The organism is Tardiphaga sp. OK245 (assembly GCF_900108575.1).
Lineage (GTDB): Bacteria > Pseudomonadota > Alphaproteobacteria > Rhizobiales > Xanthobacteraceae > Tardiphaga > Tardiphaga robiniae.
In genome coordinates, this window is sequence record NZ_FNWZ01000004.1 from 827,535 (window position 1) to 845,730 (window position 18,196).

The window sequence follows — 18,196 nt, forward strand, 5'->3', positions numbered from 1 at the left end:
AACACACGCCAGCGCGCACGCACCATGCGCTGATCATCCGGGCAACCGGGCAAATACAAGGATCAGATTGTTGGCGGGCATCTCGATGACCTCAGCCAGCCGAAGGCCGACGCCCTGCGCGACGTGCTCCAGATCCTCGACATCGCGCACGCCCCAGTCAGGATTACCGTCGCGCAGGCTGGTGTCGAACACGGCATTGCTCACGGCCGTATGTTTGCCGCCGCGCTTGAACGGGCCATAGATAAAGAGACGTCCATCCGGCCGCAGATATCTTGCTGCGCCCGCGATCAAACCTTCGGCGACGGGCCATGGCGCAATGTGGACGACATTGGCGCAGAACACCGCGAGCAGAGCATCCGGGCCGTTGCCGTTCTCCATCTCCGGGCACCATGCCGGATCGGTCAGATCGATCCGCAGCGGCGGTCTGACATTCGTCAATTTCGCATGGGTGCGCCAGGCGGCGATGCTTTTGAGATGAGCGTCGTTGAGGTCGCTCGGCCACCAGGTAATGTCGGGCGTTTGTCCAGCGAAGTGAATGACATGCTGGCCGGTGCCGCTGCCGACTTCCACAACGTCGCCGCAAGCCTGCTGCAGGAAAGTCGCAAGAACCCGCCAGATCGCCTCGTGGTTGCGATGGAAAGCTGCGGCATCGAGCCGGCCATCATCTTCCACGCGTCGGCCATCCCGACCGAATTCGACCACATATTCCGCCATCAGGCCCTCACTGCTGCGGGCAGTATCCCGAACTTGCCTTCACGAACAAGAGAAGAAAGAGATCGTCCAAACGCAGCCAAATGGGTTAATATTCTGACGAATACCCGATCTGAAGAAGGATCGACCACGCAGAATTGGTGCGCCTATGATCTTCCGTCAGCTGTTCGACAGTGTGTCCGGCACATATAGCTACCTGCTTGCCAGCCGCCACGGCGGCGAGGCGCTGATCCTCGATCCGGTCCTGGAAAAGGTCGATCGCTACTGTCAGTTGCTGCGCGAGCTCGACCTGAAGCTTGTGAAGGCGGTCGATACGCATCTCCATGCGGACCACGTCACCGGCCTTGCCGAACTGCGCGATCGCACCCATTGCGTCACCATCATGGGCGACCAGAGCAAGGCCGACGTCGTCGCCATGCGTGTCAGCGACGGCGACAAGGTGACGATCGAAGGCGTCGAGCTCGATGTGATGTATACGCCCGGCCACACCGATGACTCCTACAGCTATCTGATGGGCGACCGCGTCTTCACCGGCGACACGCTGCTGATCCGCGGCACCGGCCGCACCGATTTCCAGAACGGCAGCGCGCGGGCGCAATATGATTCACTGTTCAACCGCCTGCTCAAGCTGCCCGACGAGACGATGGTGTTCCCGGCGCACGACTACAAGGGCGACACCGTGAGCACCATCGGCGAAGAGAAGCGCTACAATCCGCGGCTGCAGGTGAAGTCCGTGGAGGACTACATCGAGCTAATGGGCAAGCTCAACCTGCCGAACCCGAAGCTGATGGATGTGGTGATCCCGGCCAATATGAAGGTCGGGCTGAAGCCGGACGCGCTGAAGAAGCAAGGCCTGGCGCTGTCTCCGCGAGAGGCCATTGCTCACCTCGGCGATCCCGCCATCCTGCTGGTTGACTTGCGCGAGAGCAGCGAGCGCGCCAAGCACGGCGTGCTCGCTGGCGCGCTGCATGCGCCCTACCCTTCGATATCGGACAGCCTCAAGCCCGGCGGCATGTTGCGGGAGGTCGCCACTGCCACCAAGCGCCGCATCGTGTTCTTCTGTGCCTTTGGGGAACGTTCGGCCATGGCGGTCAATGCCGCGAAGGATGCGGGGATCGACAATGCCGCACATCTGGACGGCGGCATCGATGCGTGGAAGAAAGCTGGCGGCCCGGTGTTGGCCGCATAATATAGCGAGCAAGGCGGACCAACCCGCCGCTCGACAGGGGGAGGACTACCATGGCGTCGACACGATCGGCTGTGCCAATGCTGCTGGCAATTGTGCTCGCACTCTCCCTGCAACCGGCCTCCGCACAAACCGCAGCACAGCCCCCCGCGCCAACATCTGCCGGCCCCGTCGATCCGGCGTTGATGCAAGACCTAGTAGTGGCGAACCGCGTCCTAACCGATCTCAATGTGATCGACGGTTTCGGCCATGTCAGCATGCGCCACCCGACCGATCCCAATCGCTACCTGATGGGGCGCTCCGTGGCGCCAGCGCTGGTCACGGCCGACGACATCATGGAATACGATCTCGACTCCAATCCCGTCGACGCGAAGGGACGCGCCAGCTTTCTCGAACGCTTCATCCACGGCGAAATCTACAAGGCCCGGCCCGATGTCAAAGCTGTCGTCCATACGCATTCGCCCGGGATCATCCCCTTCAGCGTCAGCAGCACGCCGCTGCGGCCGGTGTTCCACCTCGGCGCCTTCCTGTTTCCCGACGTGCCGGTGTTCGAGATCCGCGATAGCGCCGGCATGAGCAACATGCTGGTCAGCAACGCGCAGCTGGGCAAGGCGCTAGCCAGTACGCTCGGTGACCGCAGCGTGGCACTGATGCGGGGCCATGGCAGTGTCGTCGTGGCGAGCACAATTCCGATGGCAGTGTTTCGGGCCCATTACAGCAACGTCAATGCGCAGCTGCAGTCGCAGGCGCTCGCGCTTGGCGGATCCGTGAGCTATCTGCTGGGCGAGGAAAGCCAGAAAACGCTGGCTGTGATCGACCAGATCCATGGCCGGGCCTGGGATCTGTGGAAGCGCGCCGCGCTGGAAAAGATGGCGCCCAAATAGCGACGCCGCATCAGGCCTCGTGAACCCGAACCTCGATGTCGTCATAGCCTTTGATGCGATAGACGATCACCGAGATCATCCAGCTCAGGATGAAGATCGCGATGATGAGGTAGCCGAGCGCGCCGAAATTCTCGTTCAGCGCTTCGATGCCGTCCCAGAAGCTACCTGACAGATCGAGCTTGCGGCCAATCAGGCCGAGCGCCTCGACGCCGCCGATCACCAGCGCCACGATCACCGACACCAGCGTGATGATCATGTTGTAATACAGCTTGCGGATCGGCTTCACGAAAGCCCAGCCATAGGCGCGCACCATCAAGACCGAGTCCGTCGCATCGACCAGCGACATTCCCGCCGTGAACAGTGCAGGAAACACGAGAATCGACCACATCGACATGCCATCGGCGCTTTGCGAGGCGGAGATACCCAGCAGCGCGATTTCGGTCGCGGTGTCGAAGCCGAGACCGAACAGGATGCCGAGCGGATACATGTGCCAGCTCTTCGAGATCACGGCGAAGACCGAACGCAGCATGCGGCCGATGACGCCGCGCTGCGAAAGCAAAACATTGAGATCTTCATCGATGAATCGCTCACCGCGCTTCACTGCCTTGAACAGGCGATACACCGATACGAGAATGAAGATATTGGCCACTGCCACGACCAGCAGGAAGAAAGCCGAGACGCTCGTGCCGATCAGGCCGCCGATTTCCTTGAAGTCCGCGAATTTCTCCTGCAGTGCCGACACTGCCAGCGCCACGAAGATGGATGCTACGACGACCACAGTGGAGTGACCGAGCGAGAAAAACAGGCCCACGGACAGCGGCCGCTTGCCGGACTGCATGAGCTTGCGCGTCACATTATCGATGGCTGCAATGTGGTCGGCGTCAACGGCGTGGCGCAGGCCGAAGGTGTAGGCGAGCAGCGCGGTGCCCAGCAGAACCGGCTGGTCGCGGAAGGCGATCAGGGCCCATATCCAGGCCAGCACATTGGCCGGGATCAGAATGGCGTAGATGGCGATGATGCGGCCGCGCAGGTTGTCGGCGCCATCGTTGAACAGTGTGCGGATCATGGAGATTCTTGCAGTCCGGATTACCACCGGATTGTCTCAGGAAGGCCTGACGGACGCAACCTGGCCTCATTCGCGTCGAATTCGCCGCATTTCCGGCACAAAGCGATTAACTGCAGCGGCCAGTTAGGTGGCAGCAGGGGTGCCGCTTCCTATATCTACGTGATAAGAATGACACAGAGTTCGCTGCGCGCCGATCGCGCGGCCTAACCCGAGGCGTTGATGGACACCGAACAGGAACAGAAGACACCCGCAGAACTGAAGGAAATCCGGCTCGCCCGCAAGGCGGCGCAGGAAGCCGAAGGCGTGAAGGCGATGGCCGACATTGCGGCCGCCGATGTCGCCATCCGCAAGCGGACCGAGGAACTGCGCGCGCTTCGCCTTGCCAGGGAAGCCGAAGAACTGGCCAACCCGCCCGAACCCAAACCGAAAGCTACCAGAAAAAAGAAAACGAGCTGATGCCAACTGACGACAAAGCGACGAAATCCGAACGCGACGCCGCGGCCAAAGCGGTACTCGACAACATGGCCCGACTGAAGGCCATGCGCCTTGCCCGCGAAGCGGTATCGCCCCCCGCGCCGGCCAAGAAGAAGACCGCAACGAAATCGGGCAAGACGTCTTCGAGCAAGACATCGTCGAGCAAATCGGCGGAAAAAGCACAAGCCCTGGCAGCGTGGCTCGCCGATCAGCGCAGCGGCGGCCGCAGGACCTGACTATCGCAGGACCTGCTTTCGCAGGGTCTGATCTATCTCAGGCCGCGCTCGGCGCAGGCCATTCGATCATGGTACGGGTCTTGGTCGCAGAATCGTAGACCTGGATCTGAAGCATCTGAAACTGGTTCTTCAGCTTCATGCCGGCTTCTTCCGCGGCTTCGACCGTATCGTGGTGGGATTTGAAATGGCCATCCACCACCAGTGAATAACCTTCGGTCGGCGCCCTGTCGGCGCGAATGAATTTGCGCGCCTGCGGTTCGTCGAGCTCTAACTTCGGTTTTTTCATCGTCACTCCAGAACAAGATTCGCCCGATTTCAAAGCGGGCAGGCTTCGCCCCCGTTTACACGGTCATGCGGAAAAACACAGGGCAATTGCGGGATTACGGCAATATCTGCTTCAATCACGGTCAGAATGAGGTCAACATAAGCAATCCGGCGGGGAAAATGATGAGCGGACGAGTGGGCGGAGCCCGCGACGACAAACCGGCCAAGGACGACAAGCAAAAACCCGTCCCCACGCCGCCGCGGCCTGACGACGACGAGGAAGACGGCGATATCGCCACGCCGAAACGCGATCGCGACGACGAAGATATCTAACTGTGCGAAGGTATCGCTACATAAGACATCGGCGCGCCACGACTGACGCGCCGATAAATTTCAGATAGCGACGAGTCGTTAAGCTGCCTTGAGGCCGACATCCGGCAGCATCGGACGGTGACGCAGCGCCTTGGTCATGATCCCCTCCACTTCCGCCTTTTCATGCGGCAGCAGCGCCAGACGTGGCGGCCGGGTCAGTGCGGTACCGCGGCCCATGATGTTTTCGCACAGCTTGATGCACTGGACGAGATCCGGGCGCGCATCGAGATGCAGCAGCGGCATGAACCATTCATAGATCGCCATCGCCTCTTTGAGGCGCCCGGCCTTGGCCAGACGGAACAGCGTCTCGCCTTCGCGCGGGAAGGCATTGGACATCCCCGACACCCAACCGACGGCGCCCATCGCCACGCTCTCAACGATCACGTCGTCGAGGCCGGCGAACAACACGAAGCGGTCGCCGACCATATTGCGCGTGTCGATGAAGCGGCGTGTATCGCCTGACGAATCCTTGAAGCAGACGACCGTATCGACATCGGCCAGTGTGGCGAGAATGTCGGGGGTGACATCGTTCTTGTAGATCGGCGGGTTGTTGTAGAGCATGACCGGCAGATCGGTGGCCGTGGCGACCGAACGAAAGTGCGCGGCAGTCTCGTGCGGCTTTGACGAATAAACCAAAGCGGGCATCACCATGATGCCATCGATGCCGACACGCGCAGCCTCCTTTGCGGTATCCACCGCGAAGGCCGTGGTGAACTCCGCGATACCGCACAGCACAGGCACGCGGCCCTTCGCGACCGACTTGGCCGCTTCCATGATCGCGATCTTTTCCTTGCGCTCGAGCGAGGTGTTCTCGCCGACCGATCCGCAGATGATCAGGCCGGACACGCCGTCGCGGATCAGGCCGTCCATGACCTTCGCGGTGGCGTCGATGTCGAGCGACAGATCGTCATGGAATTGGGTGGTGACTGCCGGGAAGACGCCTTCCCAGGAAATACGGGGACTCATGGCAAAACTCCGTGTGATGCCGGCGCGCATAGCGCGCCGGCTGATGAGGATGATGGGCAAGAATTAGAGGATCAGATCGTCGCGCCGACCTTGCGCAGCTCGGCGAGCACAGGCGCTTTGGGCAGCCAGATCTTGTCGAATTCAGCGATGACGGCTTCGGTATCCTTGACGGCCACCTGACGCACCGGCACCGACGTGCCCTTGAAATTCTCGATCAGTGCCGGCTCACCCGCGGCCAATTCGTCGATCTGCGCATCGAGCGTCGACTTCACCGCCTTGATGATCAGCTCCTTGTCCGCGGCCGGCAGCGACTGCCAGACGCGGCCGGACACAACCGCGGCCATCGGCATGAAGACGGCATTCATCTGCAGGATCGACTTCGACACCTTGTCGAAGCGCTGGTTCCAGGAGAATTCCAGATCGGCTTCAAGACCATCGACCTGGCCGTTCGACATGGCGTCGAACACCTGCGGCGTCGGAATCGGCGTCGGTGCGGCGCCGAGCGATGAGTAGAAGTCGCGATAGACCGGCGTCGGATTGATACGCAGCTTCATGCCCTTGATGTCAGCGAGCGTGTTGAGATCCCTGACCGCGAAGACCGCGCGCATGCCGGTGATGCCCCAGCCGAGGCCAATGGTGCCGGTTTCCGCAGGAAGCACGTCGAACAGTTTGACTGCCGCCGGATGACGCACGAATTTCGCCACGGCTGGCGTGGAGCGCACGATATAGGGCGCGTTGATCGCCGCGATATGCGGCACGCGCGAACCGAGTTCGGCAGCCTGGATGAAGCCCATATCGAGCGCGCCGGTCTGCAACTGCTGCATCATCGCTGCTTCGTTGCCGAGCTGGCCGGAGTGAAACACCGTCATGGTGAGACGGCCCTTAGTCTCTTCCTTGAGCTGATCGGCGAGCTTCAGCGCAGCCTTGTTCCAGGAATGGCCGTTCGGCGTGATCAGGCCGAGACGCAGTTCCTTGGCCTGCGCCAATGCGAGCGACGGCGCAAATACCGAAGCAGCTGCCGATGCGGCGAGGAAGCGACGACGTGAGATGGTCATGACGGAGGCTCCTTGATGAGTATGGGGCTTACTTGATGAGGGCGAGAGACAGATACGGATAGAGCGAGAGCAGCACCAACAGGATGCAGGAGATGAAGAAGAACGGCAGCGTCACCATGAACATCTTGCCGGGCTTGGCGCCGGTGACGGCAGCGGCGACGAAAAAGCAGAGCCCGACAGGTGGCGACAGCAGGCCTAGTACGAGATTGATCACGACGACGACGCCAAAGTGCCTAGGATCGATGTGATAGATCTCGGTGGCCACGGGAAGAAGGATCGGCACAGTCATGATCAGTCCGGGCACGCCGTCGATCACCGTGCCGATCACCAAGAGGATGACATTGCAGATCAGCATGAAGCTGATCGGATCCTTGGCGACGGTCTGGATCCAGGCCGCGGTCTCCTGCGGCACCTTGCCGAAGATCAGAACCCAGGAAAACACGGCGGCAGCGGCAACGAGAAACAGCACGATCGCCGAATAGATGCCCGAGCGCAGCATCATCTGCGGCAGTTGCGACCATTCGAATTCCTTGGTCCAGTATTTGCCGACAACAGCAGCGGCGACAGCGCCGACGGCAGCCGATTCCGTTGCGTTCGCCAGACCGCCGAGGATGGAGCCGACGATGACGATGGGAATCAAAAGGGTCGGCGAGGTGCGCAGGATGGTCATCACACGCTGTTTCGGCGTCTGATAGTCCGCACGCGGATAGTTGTAGACGTAGCCCATCAGCGCGATGACGACACAAAACATCACCGTGAGGATGACACCGGGAATGATGCCCGCGATCAACATGTCGCTGACCGACACCTGCGCCAACACGCTGTAGACCACAAACATCACCGAGGGCGGAATGATAGGGCCGAGCATGCCGCCATAGGCGGTGAGGCCGGCAGCAAAGGTCTTGTCGTAGCCCTTCTTCTCCATTTCCGGAACCATGATCTGCGCCATGATCGCGACTTGTGCGGTCGCCGAGCCGAGAATGGAGGAGATGAACATGTTGGCGAGAATGTTGACGTAAGCCAGTCCGCCCTTCAGTGAGCCGACAAAGGCCATCGCCATGTCGACGATGCGCTTGGTGATGCCGCCGCCATTCATAATCTCGCCGATCAGGATAAACAGCGGGATCGCGATCAGACCGTAGCTGTCGACGCCGCCGAACAGTTGCAGCGGATAGGACTGGAACAGCACCGGATTGCCGGACGCCATGATGTAGACGAAGCCGGCGAGGCAGAGACAGAGGCCGATCGGCACGCCGACCAGCATGATCACCGTGAATGCAGCGAAGGTGATCATATCAGTTCACCCCGTCGAGTTCGGAGAGCTGGAAGCCTTTCGGCGGCACCTTGGCGACGAGGCCGAGGTCCTCAAGCAGGTTGGCGATGCCATGGATGGTGATCGACACCGCGAAGATCGGCAGCGTCAGATAGAGCACCCAGGTCGGCCAGTTCAGCGTCTGGGTTCGCTCGGTGTAGAGGAAATTGAAGGTCTGGCCCGCGAACTTCTTCGCGTCGAAGCCTGCTTGCGCAAGGCCGATCGGGTCCATCCAGAGCATGCAGGTGACGATCAGACCGATACCGAACACGATCACCGTGCTCGTGGCGATAATCTTGAATATCTGCTGGCTCCTGGCCGACAGGCGCTCGGTCATCATGGTGACCGCAAAATCGAGCCGCAGACGGGTCATGGCGGAGGCGCCGATGAAGGTCAGCCAGACCACCGAATACACCGCCGACTCATCGATCCAGTAGATCGGGAAGTGCGAATAGCGGGTGACGACATTCACCAGGATCAGCGCCGTCAGCAGATACATCAGGCCTATCAGAGCCAGCCGCTCGAAGGCCAGCAGCCCGGCGGACGCCACCAGGATGACCCGGCGGGCTCCGATGGCTGGGGCCGTCGACATCGTCTGGTCACTCATAAACTGCCCCCGCTGTCACGATTGTGATATGATTTTTGGATCGTATAATTTATACAATTTCCCTGTCAAACGCTGATTTGCACAAATTCGCGCCTTGAGGAGTTTTTGTGCGGCAGCGAAGACGGGACGAGATCTGAGATCAATCCGGCCGAAATCCAGAGAAAAGGCTCGATAAATCAATGAGCGCGCCGCTGAAGCACCGCACCCTGTCGGCCATGATCGCGGATCAACTCCGGCAGGCCATCCTCGACGGCACCCATCCGGCTGGCGCGCAGTTGCGCCAGGACGCTTTGGGCGAGGCCTATGGCGTCAGCCGGATTCCGGTGCGGGAAGCCCTGTTTCAGCTTGAGGCCGAAGGGCTGGTGAAGATCGTCCCGCAGAAGGGCGCCATCGTCTCGGAACTGTCGCTCGACGAAATCAACGACGTGTTCGATCTCCGGGTCATCCTCGAGCCACGGATGCTGGCGCAGTCCGCGCCGCATTTTGTCGACGACGACTTCGCTGCACTCGACGACATCCAGCACCGCTTCGAGAAGGCGATTGCCGCCGGCAATATCAGCGAATGGGGACAGCTCAACGCCGATTTCCACATGGCGATGTATGTCCGGGCGCGGCAGCCGCGCACGCAGTCGATCGTGATGGCGCTGCTGCAAACCAGCGACCGCTACACGCGCATGCAACTCTCGACGACCACCGCGATGGGCATCGCTGAGAAAGAACACGCCGAACTCATCGCTCTGTGCCGCAGCCAGAAGATCGATGACGCCTGCCGTTTCCTTGAACGTCACATCGAGTCGGTGCGCGCAGACCTTCTGCGCGTCATCGGCCGCACCATTCCGAAGAGCGGCGCGACCTAGACAGACCGCGTCAACAGCAACGACTCGTTTTATGCGAGTTCCTGCTCCACAAGACCGGCGAGATAGCTCGCGCCGATCGGCAGGAGATCGTCGTTGAAATCGTAGCCGGGATTGTGAACGGGCACTCCGCCCTTGTCGGCGGTGCGTTGCCCGAACATCAGATAGGCACCACGGTTGCGTTCGAGCATGAACGCGAAATCTTCACCGGCAAGAATTGGATTGCCTTCGCGCAGCACCTCGGTAACGCCCGGCACCGCCGCCGCCGCTTCTGCAGCGCGCACCGTCTCGTCGGCCGTGTTGATCGTGGCCGGATAGGCGTGGCGATACTCGATCTCCGCCGTGCCGCCGCAGGCCTGCGCGGTCAGCGTCACCGCGCGCATGAACAACTCCTCGACGCGCTCGCGCACCTCGGGCTTCAGCGTACGTACCGAGCCGCGCAACTCCACCGTCTCGGGCAGAACGATGTCCGAGGTACCGCCGTGGATCTGGCCGATGCTGATGATGGCGGATTCCAGCGCATCGACCTGACGGGACGGAATCGCGTTCAGCGCATTCACCACCTGCGCTGCCATGGCCACCGTATCGATCCCCTGATGCGGATGCGCACCGTGCGAGGAACGGCCACGCAATGTCACCTTGAAATAATCGATCGCCGCCAGCGCCGTGCCGGTCAGCGCCTTGACGCTGCCGAGCGGCATGTCCGGGCTGTTGTGGATCGCATAGATGGAATCGCACGGGAAACGCTCGAACAACCCGTCGTCCATCATCGCCTTGGCGCCAGCGAGGCCTTCCTCGGCCGGCTGAAAGATCAGATGCACCGTGCCGGCGAAATTGCGCGTCTCGGCAAGATATTTCGCAGCACCAAGCAACATCGTGGTGTGACCGTCATGGCCGCAGGCATGCATACGGCCGGCATTCTGCGAGCGATGGGCAAAACCATTGCCCTCCTCCATCGGCAGCGCGTCCATATCGGCGCGCAAGCCAATGGCCCGGTTGCTACCCGCCGCCTGATGACGGCCACGGATTACGCCCACCACACCGGTGCCGCCGAGGCCACGATGCACCTCGATACCCCACTCCGACAGCCGCTCCGCCACCAGCGCACTGGTGCGCTCCTCCTCGAAGCCAATCTCCGGATGCGCATGGAAATCCCTGCGCCATGCGGTCATTTCCGGGTGCAATTGGTCGAGACGTTCGCGCGGGGTCATATGCTCTCACCTTTGGGCTTGTCCTGCCCATAGGCTAGCCCGGTGATCATGCCCTCGCAACCAACCGGCCGCACACGCTGCGCGCGCCACACACTTCAGCGCTCCGTGGTGACAACAAGCAGTTGGGATTAGCGGCTGCGAGATGCGCGCCACCACATGATCGACATCGTGATCGAGCGGCCTGTCTGTGAATGCTGAGCGTTCTGGAAAATGGCACGCCATTCAGAATAAGACTGCGAACCCTTATGCTGTTGAAACAGATACATAATTTCGATTGAACACCTCATGCGCTCAAATGGACAGCAGCCACTCTCGTTTGGGGAAGAAGTGTCGCGGCGCTCGCGCACTCACCATCGACAGCGCGGGGTCCTGACTATCTCGCGAGAGAGTTGGTCATCGATAACGAATTGCAGCTGTCGGATGGGAGGCCTATGCTGAGCCTATAACCACGCAGCCGCCCATCGCACGGCGAGAGTCTGCAGACAAAGACCTTACGATGGATGGCTTGCATTTTGCCCCGGAGGTCACGCCATGACCATTGCTCCCACCCTGCAAAAATACCTGGCCGCTGAAAACATCCAATACGAAGTGATCCCGCACGAACTCCGCATGACGTCGTCCGGCACGGCTGAGGCATGCCACATCTCGGGCGATCGCCTCGCCAAGGGCATCGTGTTGCGGCGTGACGGAGAATATATACTGGCCGTCTTGCCCGCATCGCATCACCTCCGCCTGTCGGACCTGAGGACATCACTCGGCGACAATGTCCACATGGCCGATGAAACCGAGATCCATCAGCTGTTCCGCGACTGCGCACACGGTGCAGTTCCTGCCGTCGGTAAGTGCTACGGGCTGGATATCATCGTTGACGACAGCATCCAGGCGCAGCCGGAGGTCTATCTGGAAGCTGGCGATCACGAGACGCTGCTTCATATGGGTCACGCGCAGTTTGCTCGCCTGATGGCCAACGCGCAGCACGGGCGCTTTAGCGCGCATGACTGAGAATTAGTCGGACGATCCGCGGCGACCGTCGCGGTCCCGAATAGGAAGATTATGCCGCTGCTAAACTGTAGCTGCAGCGGTGCGACGCCTCTTTACGTCTCATGCCCTGCATCGAAATCGTCTTCGAAACGCAAATGCTTGACGCTGCGGCCGCGGCGCCGCACAAGCTTCAGGGCCTCCACCCCGATCCTGATATGCCGTTCGACATAGTTCGCGGTCACCTCCTGATCCGACGCTTCGGTCTTCACACCCTCGGGAATCATTGGCTGATCGGACACGAGAAGCAGTGCGCCAGTCGAAATGTGATTGGCAAATCCCGCAGCAAAGATTGTTGCGGTCTCCATGTCGATCGCCATGCTCCGTGTACGACGCAATATATCCCTGAAGCGATCATCATGTTCCCAGACACGACGATTGGTCGTGTACACGGTGCCGGTCCAATAGTCGTGACCGAGATCGCGGATCATGGTCGACACCGCGCGTTGCAACTGGAACGCGGGCAGCGCAGGAACCTCCGGGGGCAAATAATCATTTGAGGTGCCTTCGCCCCGAATGGCCGCAATCGGTAGAACCAAATCGCCAATTTTATTTTTGCGTTTCAACCCACCGCATTTGCCGAGAAACAACACGGCTTTCGGCGCGATGGCACTTAACAGATCCATCACGGTTGCAGCATTCGGGCTTCCCATGCCGAAGTTAATCAGAGTGATACCATCGGCAGTCGCATTGGGCATCGGTCGATCTGCGCCCTTTACCAAACTGCCATACGCCGTGGCGAACCATTCGACGTAGTTGTCGAAGTTGGTCAAGAGAACATACTCTCCGAACTCAGCAAGCGGCGTGCCGGTGTAACGCGGCAACCAGTTTTCTACGATATCCTTTTTCTCTTTCATTCCCAATGATCTCGTCCGGAGGTGTGCAACACCGCCGCCTGCCAAACTAGTGGATAGGACCGCTCCCTGTCCAATGAGACATGTTTGGATTATTTGGGTTCCATTAATCCACTTGCAACCGTGAATGATCCGGGCCTTGCGTCGAATGCGCGCTGTTCAGGAGGATGGATTGAAACAGCGGCCGCGTTTGTCCAGTCTGATCGCGCAGGAATGATGTTTTCTTCTGCGACCTCGCACGTAATTGATTGTATAGTTGGAGGACATGGAGGGAGGCGAGACATACTGCATTGCATCAATTCACCTGAACTCTACGAACGGAGGTTCGCCATGAAAGTCAAAGAGGTGATGCACAAAGGTGTCGACTGGGTCAGCCCCGATACCCCTGTCACCGAACTCGCGAAATTGATGCGGGGGCATGACATTGGCTGCGTTCCGGTTGGCGAGGACGACCGCCTGATTGGGATGGTGACCGACCGCGACATTGTCTGCAAAGGGCTCGCGAGGAACAGCTTCGATGCCGGCCGCGCGACGGCGCGCGATGTGATGACCGAAGGTATCCATTGTTGCCGGGAGGACGACGATCTCGCAAAGGCAATACGTCACATGGAGAAACTGCGGGTCCGCAGGCTGCCGGTGATCAACAAGAGTAAACGGATGGTCGGTATCGTCAGTCTGGGCGACGTCAGCCATTCTGCGTCAGGTGATTTGTTGTCCGAATGCGTCAAGAGCGTTTCGGCCCATCACTGAAACACGGCGAGCGCTCCTCTTGCGATCCGGCGGAGGGGCGCGGCCAGTCGGCACGATCGTCGAACAGTTCGATGACAGAACTTTGCTCATCGAGCCGCGATGAAGAAGGTCGTGCCTACGCGGTCGCGCCATTGTTTGGAGACGAAGCAAGGGCGTGGATCGAAACTGCGAACTTCTTATGCCATTGAGACTGCCTGATAATATCGACGATTCTTCTCGTCTTGCGCAGCCCTCAATTTCGTCTCGACAACGGGCGATGGCTCGCCAATCCCGGTCGTATTGAGATTCTGCCAGGACCCCCCACATCATCTTGATAAGGGAGTCCAGGCTGTGCAGACCGTACGGGCTACTCTTGCCGCGACAATTGCGGTTGTCGCTCTGGCTGTCTCCCCCACCACGCCTATCTCGGCGGAGGGGAGCGGGAAACTTGTGCTGACGATCGCAATCGACGGTGCGATCGGACCGGCAACCGCCAATTATGTGAAAGACGCACTCGCCAAGGCAAGCGAACGGCGTGCCGAAGCTGTTATTCTGCGTCTGAATACGCCGGGCGGTCTCGTCACCAGCATGCGCGAGACCATCGCCGACGTGCTGGCATCGCCCGTTCCTGTCATAGGTTATGTCGCCCCGTCGGGAGCCCATGCTGCCAGCGCCGGCACCTATCTTCTCTATGCAACGCATATCGCCGCAATGGCGCCGGGCACCAACCTCGGCGCGGCAACGCCCGTGCAAATCGGCAGTCCGGTGCCAGGCCTGCCGGACATCACCCCTGATAAAGACGGCAAGGACAAGAAAGACAGTGCCCAGCAAACGGAGCCGAAGGACGCGACGATGGCGAAGGCGACGAACGACGCCGTCGCCTTTATCCGCAGCCTGGCCGAGTTGCGAGGACGTAACGCCGATTGGGCCGAGAAGGCTGTCCGGGAGGCAGCTAGTCTTTCCGCCAGTGCTGCGTTGCAAGCGAATGTCATCGATCTCATTGCGCGCGACCCGGTCGAACTGCTCAGGCAGGTCGATGGTCGCGTCGTGGAGCTTCCCGGTGGCGACAGACGGCATCTGGCGACAAAGGATGCGACGATCGAGACGATCGACTCCGGATGGATCGCGCAATTTCTGTCTGTGATCACCAACCCCAACGTCGCCTTCATTCTTCTGCTGGTTGGCATCTACGGTCTGATTTTTGAATTCATGTCTCCTGGCGCCGTCGCGCCCGGCGTGGTCGGTACGATCTGTCTGCTGCTGGGCCTCTATGCCTTCAACCTGCTGCCGATCAACTATGCCGGCCTTGGGCTGATGATGTTGGGGATCGTGCTTCTGATTATCGAGGCCTTCAACCCGACCGTGGTTCTTGGCCTCGGCGGAGCCATTGCCCTGGTCCTTGGTGGGTTGATGTTGTTCAGGATCGACGCGCCCGGATACCGGCTGTCATGGACGCTCGTCGGCATCGTGGCGGCGATGTTCATCGGACTGCTGCTCATTGTGCTCGGCTCGCTCCGGCGCGCCCGCAAAGCTCCGGCACGAATCGGCGCACAGGCCATGCGCGGCCTGCCCGCCGAAGTTCTCGACTGGAATGACATCGAAGGTCACGTCTTCACGCAGGGTGAGCGCTGGCGAGCCCGCGGCATGGAAACATTCAAGCCCGGAGAGACGGTCGAGATCGCCAGCATCACGGATCTGACGCTGATGGTGCGTCGCCCGCCGGCACTCAGCGCCGGTGAAGGAGGTGTGCGATGATGCTCGATTACATAGCCTATTCGCTGCTCGCGATCATCGTGATCGCCTTTCTCTCCTCCGCCATTCGCATCCTGCGGGAATACGAGCGCGGCATCGTCTTCACGCTCGGACGGTTCACCGGCGTGAAAGGTCCGGGGCTCATCATCCTTATTCCGTTCGTGCAGCAGATGGTGAAGGCCGATCTCAGGGTGATGGTGCAGGATGTGCCGCCGCAGGACGTCATTTCCCGCGATAATGTTTCCGTCAAGGTGAACGCCGTTCTCTATTTCCGCATCGTCGATCCGGAACGTGCGATCATCAAGGTCGGAAATTTCATGGCCGCAACCAGCCAGTTAGCGCAGACCACGCTGCGCTCGGTGCTCGGCAAGCATGAGCTAGATGAAATGCTCGCAGAGCGCGACAAACTCAATGCCGACATTCAGGAGATCCTCGATCAGCAGACTGACGCGTGGGGCATCAAGGTCACCAACATTGAGATCAAGGATATCGACCTCAATGAGAACATGGTGCGTGCCATCGCCAAGCAGGCCGAAGCGGAACGGCTGCGGCGGGCGAAAGTGATCAATGCGATAGGCGAGCAGCAAGCCGCTGAGAAGCTCGTCGAGGCCGGCCGGATCCTTGCTCAGGAGCCGCAGGCGATGCAGCTGCGCTATTTTGCGGCGTTGCACGACATTGCAGGCGAGCGGTCATCGACCGTGGTCTTTCCGTTGCCGATGGATCTGCTCAGCCATATGACGCCGCGGCCGGGCGGAGTACCGTGAATCTACTTCTTGTGCTTCAGCGCCAGCTTAAGTCTGACATGGCCCGAAAGCACCATGGCTTGCGCTGGCTTGCTCATCCCCCAATTTACCGTCAATGAGTATCCTCGGCGCGCTCGTCGACAGGCACATGTGACGGGTGTCGTGCGTCGCCGCGCCGGTTTTGCGGGCGCACATACATCGTCATCGCTTCCGGGAGCTCCGCCTTGACTTTCAGAGCGGCGACAAGCGCGTCCTCGGCGTCCACGACGACATGGCCCGCCTTGCCCTTCAGCTTGAATCCAACGGTAAATTGCATCTGCGCACCACCTCGTCTTCACTAATGTCTCGCCCGCCTACTTTCCGCCAGCGGGCGCCATCTCGGCCGTCGTTCCGGTCGACATATCATTTGACCGGCGCGTAGCACCTCGCGGACGCGTTTCCGATCCGCAATCAGTCCAGCGACTTTATGATCTCCCGGTAGGCCGTTTCGGGAAACGCTTTCAATGTATGCGTTCGAATGTTTCCCAGCATGCCCAGCTGCAAATTGAATCGCGCGGCGACGGCATCGTCCGGCGCTTCGTAAACCGCGACGATGTCATAGTCGCCCATGGTCAGAAAGAACGATTTGAACTCTCCGTCCATATCCTTGAGAGCTTTCTTCGCCAAATCGAGACGACGCGGCGAGTCCTTGACGTGTTGGATACCTTGATCAGTCCAGTTTGCAAGCATGATATATGTAGTCATGGAAGTCCTCCTTGCGCACGAGACCCCCGTTCATCTTCACGCCCCAGTCTTGAAGAAAATGATCCGACTCAACAACGTGTAGTCCGATTCAAACACCATGATCCCGACAAAAACCAACAACACCAACGGCGGGAGCAGGATGGCATAGGCCAAAGCCAGACGCTCCCACGCCATGTGCATGAAGACCGCAACAATCAAGCCTGCCTTCAATATCATGAACACCACGATGAGAGACCACCTCAGATATCCCTGCAGGTTAAAGTAGTCGACGAGGTAAGAGCATGTACTCAAGACAAACAGCCATCCCCAGACCACGAGATAAAGCTTGATCGGGTGCTGGTGTCCCTCGGCATGTGCTGCGGGAGTTGCATGAGGTGTTGCATGTAGCGTGACTTCAGCCATGTTTTTCCCTCACCAAAGATAGAAAAAGGCAAAGATAAACACCCATACCAAATCGACGAAATGCCAATACAGGCCGGTGATTTCGACGATCTCGTAGTTCCCCTTCCTGCTTGTGAAAAAGCCCCGACGTTCAGTCTCGAAATCTCCGCGCCAGACCTTTCGCGCAATGATGATCAGGAAAATCACGCCAATCGTTACGTGCGTTCCGTGGAATCCTGTAATCATGAAAAAGCATGAGCCGAATTGCTCTGCCCCCCACGGATTTTCCCAGGGCCTCACCCCCTCCATGATCAGCTTGGTCCATTCGAAAGCCTGCATTCCGACAAATGTCGCACCGAACGCGGCGGTCACCAGCATCAGAATCGCCGTTTTGCGGCGATCGTGGCGGTAGCCGAAATTGACGGCCATCGCCATGGTCCCGCTGCTGCTGATCAGCACGAAGGTCATGATGGCAATCAGAATGAGCGGGATGTGTTGTCCTGCAATCGTCAGAGCGAAGACTTCACTCGGGTTTGGCCAGGGCACCGTCGTGGACATGCGCGCCGTCATGTACGACAGCAGGAAGCAACCGAAGATAAAGGTATCGCTGAGGAGAAAGATCCACATCATGGCCTTTCCCCAGGATACATTCTTGAATGCCCGTTGATCCGAGGACCAGTCGGCGACAATACCTTGCCAGCCTGCGGTCGTCGTTCGGCGCTTTTCGATGTTTGTCAGCACAGTCTCTGTCATCGCA

23 protein-coding genes are annotated in these 18,196 nt (G+C 59.7%); 10 read left to right on the forward strand and 13 right to left on the reverse strand.

Going from position 1 to position 18,196, the window contains the following annotated elements; genetic code table 11:
- Positions 1-33 precede the first annotated feature (33 nt).
- On the reverse strand, positions 34-714 hold the full coding sequence (locus BLW80_RS22525; RefSeq protein ID WP_093759755.1) for a DUF938 domain-containing protein: 681 nt from the start codon (positions 712-714) through the stop codon (positions 34-36).
- Positions 715-859: 145 nt separating this feature from the next.
- Between BLW80_RS22525 and BLW80_RS22530 the strand changes: the two genes are divergently transcribed.
- On the forward strand, positions 860-1,900 hold the full coding sequence (locus BLW80_RS22530) for an MBL fold metallo-hydrolase (protein ID WP_093759757.1): 1,041 nt from the start codon (positions 860-862) through the stop codon (positions 1,898-1,900).
- Positions 1,901-1,950: 50 nt separating this feature from the next.
- Entirely contained in the window at positions 1,951-2,781 is an 831-nt protein-coding gene (locus BLW80_RS22535; RefSeq protein WP_244528388.1) for a class II aldolase/adducin family protein, read from the forward strand.
- A 10-nt stretch (positions 2,782-2,791) separates the two neighbouring features.
- Here BLW80_RS22535 and BLW80_RS22540 read toward each other — a convergent pair whose 3' ends face one another.
- Entirely contained in the window at positions 2,792-3,847 is a 1,056-nt protein-coding gene (locus BLW80_RS22540) for a HoxN/HupN/NixA family nickel/cobalt transporter (RefSeq protein ID WP_093759759.1), read from the reverse strand.
- Between the two features lie 219 nt (positions 3,848-4,066).
- On the opposite strand from BLW80_RS22540, the gene BLW80_RS22545 reads away from it, so the two are divergent.
- Positions 4,067-4,303: a hypothetical protein gene (locus BLW80_RS22545; protein WP_068732887.1), complete on the forward strand. Its 237-nt coding sequence runs from the start codon at positions 4,067-4,069 to the stop codon at positions 4,301-4,303.
- Entirely contained in the window at positions 4,303-4,557 is a 255-nt protein-coding gene (locus tag BLW80_RS22550) for a hypothetical protein (protein WP_089262737.1), read from the forward strand. Before BLW80_RS22545 ends, BLW80_RS22550 begins: the two co-directional genes overlap by 1 nt.
- 37 nt (positions 4,558-4,594) lie before the next feature.
- On the opposite strand, the gene BLW80_RS22555 is transcribed toward BLW80_RS22550, so the two are convergent.
- Entirely contained in the window at positions 4,595-4,843 is a 249-nt protein-coding gene (locus BLW80_RS22555) for a hypothetical protein (protein ID WP_068732883.1), read from the reverse strand.
- A 161-nt stretch (positions 4,844-5,004) separates the two neighbouring features.
- On the opposite strand from BLW80_RS22555, the gene BLW80_RS22560 reads away from it, so the two are divergent.
- On the forward strand, positions 5,005-5,154 hold the full coding sequence (locus tag BLW80_RS22560; protein ID WP_170849725.1) for a hypothetical protein: 150 nt from the start codon (positions 5,005-5,007) through the stop codon (positions 5,152-5,154).
- A 78-nt stretch (positions 5,155-5,232) separates the two neighbouring features.
- Here the strand turns inward: BLW80_RS22560 and BLW80_RS22565 are convergent, their stop codons facing one another.
- The 4 genes from BLW80_RS22565 to BLW80_RS22580 all read right to left on the reverse strand — a co-directional run bounded on the left by BLW80_RS22565 (position 5,233) and on the right by BLW80_RS22580 (position 9,133).
- Entirely contained in the window at positions 5,233-6,159 is a 927-nt protein-coding gene (locus tag BLW80_RS22565; protein ID WP_089263644.1) for a dihydrodipicolinate synthase family protein, read from the reverse strand.
- A 71-nt stretch (positions 6,160-6,230) separates the two neighbouring features.
- Complete coding sequence (locus tag BLW80_RS22570; RefSeq protein ID WP_093759763.1) at positions 6,231-7,214, reverse strand: TRAP transporter substrate-binding protein; 984 nt, start codon at positions 7,212-7,214, stop codon at positions 6,231-6,233.
- 28 nt (positions 7,215-7,242) lie between these two features.
- Positions 7,243-8,508, reverse strand: coding sequence for a TRAP transporter large permease (locus BLW80_RS22575; protein WP_093759765.1), 1,266 nt, complete (start codon positions 8,506-8,508; stop codon positions 7,243-7,245).
- A 1-nt stretch (position 8,509) separates the two neighbouring features.
- The gene (locus BLW80_RS22580; RefSeq protein ID WP_093759767.1) at positions 8,510-9,133 is read right to left on the reverse strand and encodes a TRAP transporter small permease; all 624 of its coding nucleotides are present in this window, start codon (positions 9,131-9,133) and stop codon (positions 8,510-8,512) included.
- 179 nt (positions 9,134-9,312) lie between these two features.
- Here BLW80_RS22580 and BLW80_RS22585 point away from each other — a divergent pair, with 179 nt between their 5' ends.
- Entirely contained in the window at positions 9,313-9,990 is a 678-nt protein-coding gene (locus BLW80_RS22585; RefSeq protein WP_093759769.1) for a GntR family transcriptional regulator, read from the forward strand.
- A gap of 29 nt (positions 9,991-10,019) precedes the next feature.
- Here BLW80_RS22585 and BLW80_RS22590 read toward each other — a convergent pair whose 3' ends face one another.
- Complete coding sequence (locus BLW80_RS22590) at positions 10,020-11,198, reverse strand: M20 aminoacylase family protein (RefSeq protein WP_093759771.1); 1,179 nt, start codon at positions 11,196-11,198, stop codon at positions 10,020-10,022.
- A 531-nt stretch (positions 11,199-11,729) separates the two neighbouring features.
- Here BLW80_RS22590 and BLW80_RS22595 point away from each other — a divergent pair.
- A complete protein-coding gene (locus tag BLW80_RS22595) occupies positions 11,730-12,200 on the forward strand; it encodes an aminoacyl-tRNA deacylase (protein ID WP_089262750.1) in 471 nt (156 codons plus the stop codon).
- Positions 12,201-12,292: 92 nt separating this feature from the next.
- Here BLW80_RS22595 and BLW80_RS22600 read toward each other — a convergent pair whose 3' ends face one another.
- Positions 12,293-13,093, reverse strand: a complete 801-nt coding sequence (locus BLW80_RS22600; RefSeq protein ID WP_089262752.1) for an AMP nucleosidase — start codon at positions 13,091-13,093, stop codon at positions 12,293-12,295.
- A gap of 327 nt (positions 13,094-13,420) precedes the next feature.
- On the opposite strand from BLW80_RS22600, the gene BLW80_RS22605 reads away from it, so the two are divergent.
- From BLW80_RS22605 to BLW80_RS22615, 3 genes are all read left to right on the forward strand, one after another.
- Positions 13,421-13,840 carry a CBS domain-containing protein gene (locus tag BLW80_RS22605; protein ID WP_089262754.1) on the forward strand — a complete coding sequence of 140 codons (420 nt, stop codon included), beginning with the start codon at positions 13,421-13,423 and terminating at the stop codon, positions 13,838-13,840.
- Positions 13,841-14,170: 330 nt separating this feature from the next.
- Positions 14,171-15,574, forward strand: coding sequence for an NfeD family protein (locus BLW80_RS22610; RefSeq protein ID WP_093759773.1), 1,404 nt, complete (start codon positions 14,171-14,173; stop codon positions 15,572-15,574).
- Positions 15,571-16,335, forward strand: coding sequence for a slipin family protein (locus BLW80_RS22615; protein WP_093759775.1), 765 nt, complete (start codon positions 15,571-15,573; stop codon positions 16,333-16,335). The genes BLW80_RS22610 and BLW80_RS22615 overlap by 4 nt, the downstream gene beginning before the upstream one ends.
- Positions 16,336-16,426: 91 nt before the next feature.
- Here BLW80_RS22615 and BLW80_RS22620 read toward each other — a convergent pair whose 3' ends face one another.
- From BLW80_RS22620 to BLW80_RS22635, 4 genes are all read right to left on the reverse strand, one after another.
- Entirely contained in the window at positions 16,427-16,630 is a 204-nt protein-coding gene (locus BLW80_RS22620) for a hypothetical protein (protein WP_089262760.1), read from the reverse strand.
- A gap of 134 nt (positions 16,631-16,764) precedes the next feature.
- A complete protein-coding gene (locus BLW80_RS22625; RefSeq protein ID WP_093759777.1) occupies positions 16,765-17,058 on the reverse strand; it encodes a GYD domain-containing protein in 294 nt (97 codons plus the stop codon).
- Between the two features lie 36 nt (positions 17,059-17,094).
- Positions 17,095-17,460 carry a cytochrome C oxidase subunit IV family protein gene (locus BLW80_RS22630; RefSeq protein WP_093759779.1) on the reverse strand — a complete coding sequence of 122 codons (366 nt, stop codon included), beginning with the start codon at positions 17,458-17,460 and terminating at the stop codon, positions 17,095-17,097.
- 9 nt (positions 17,461-17,469) lie between these two features.
- Complete coding sequence (locus BLW80_RS22635) at positions 17,470-18,192, reverse strand: heme-copper oxidase subunit III family protein (RefSeq protein WP_093759781.1); 723 nt, start codon at positions 18,190-18,192, stop codon at positions 17,470-17,472.
- Between the last annotated feature and the right edge of the window lie 4 nt (positions 18,193-18,196).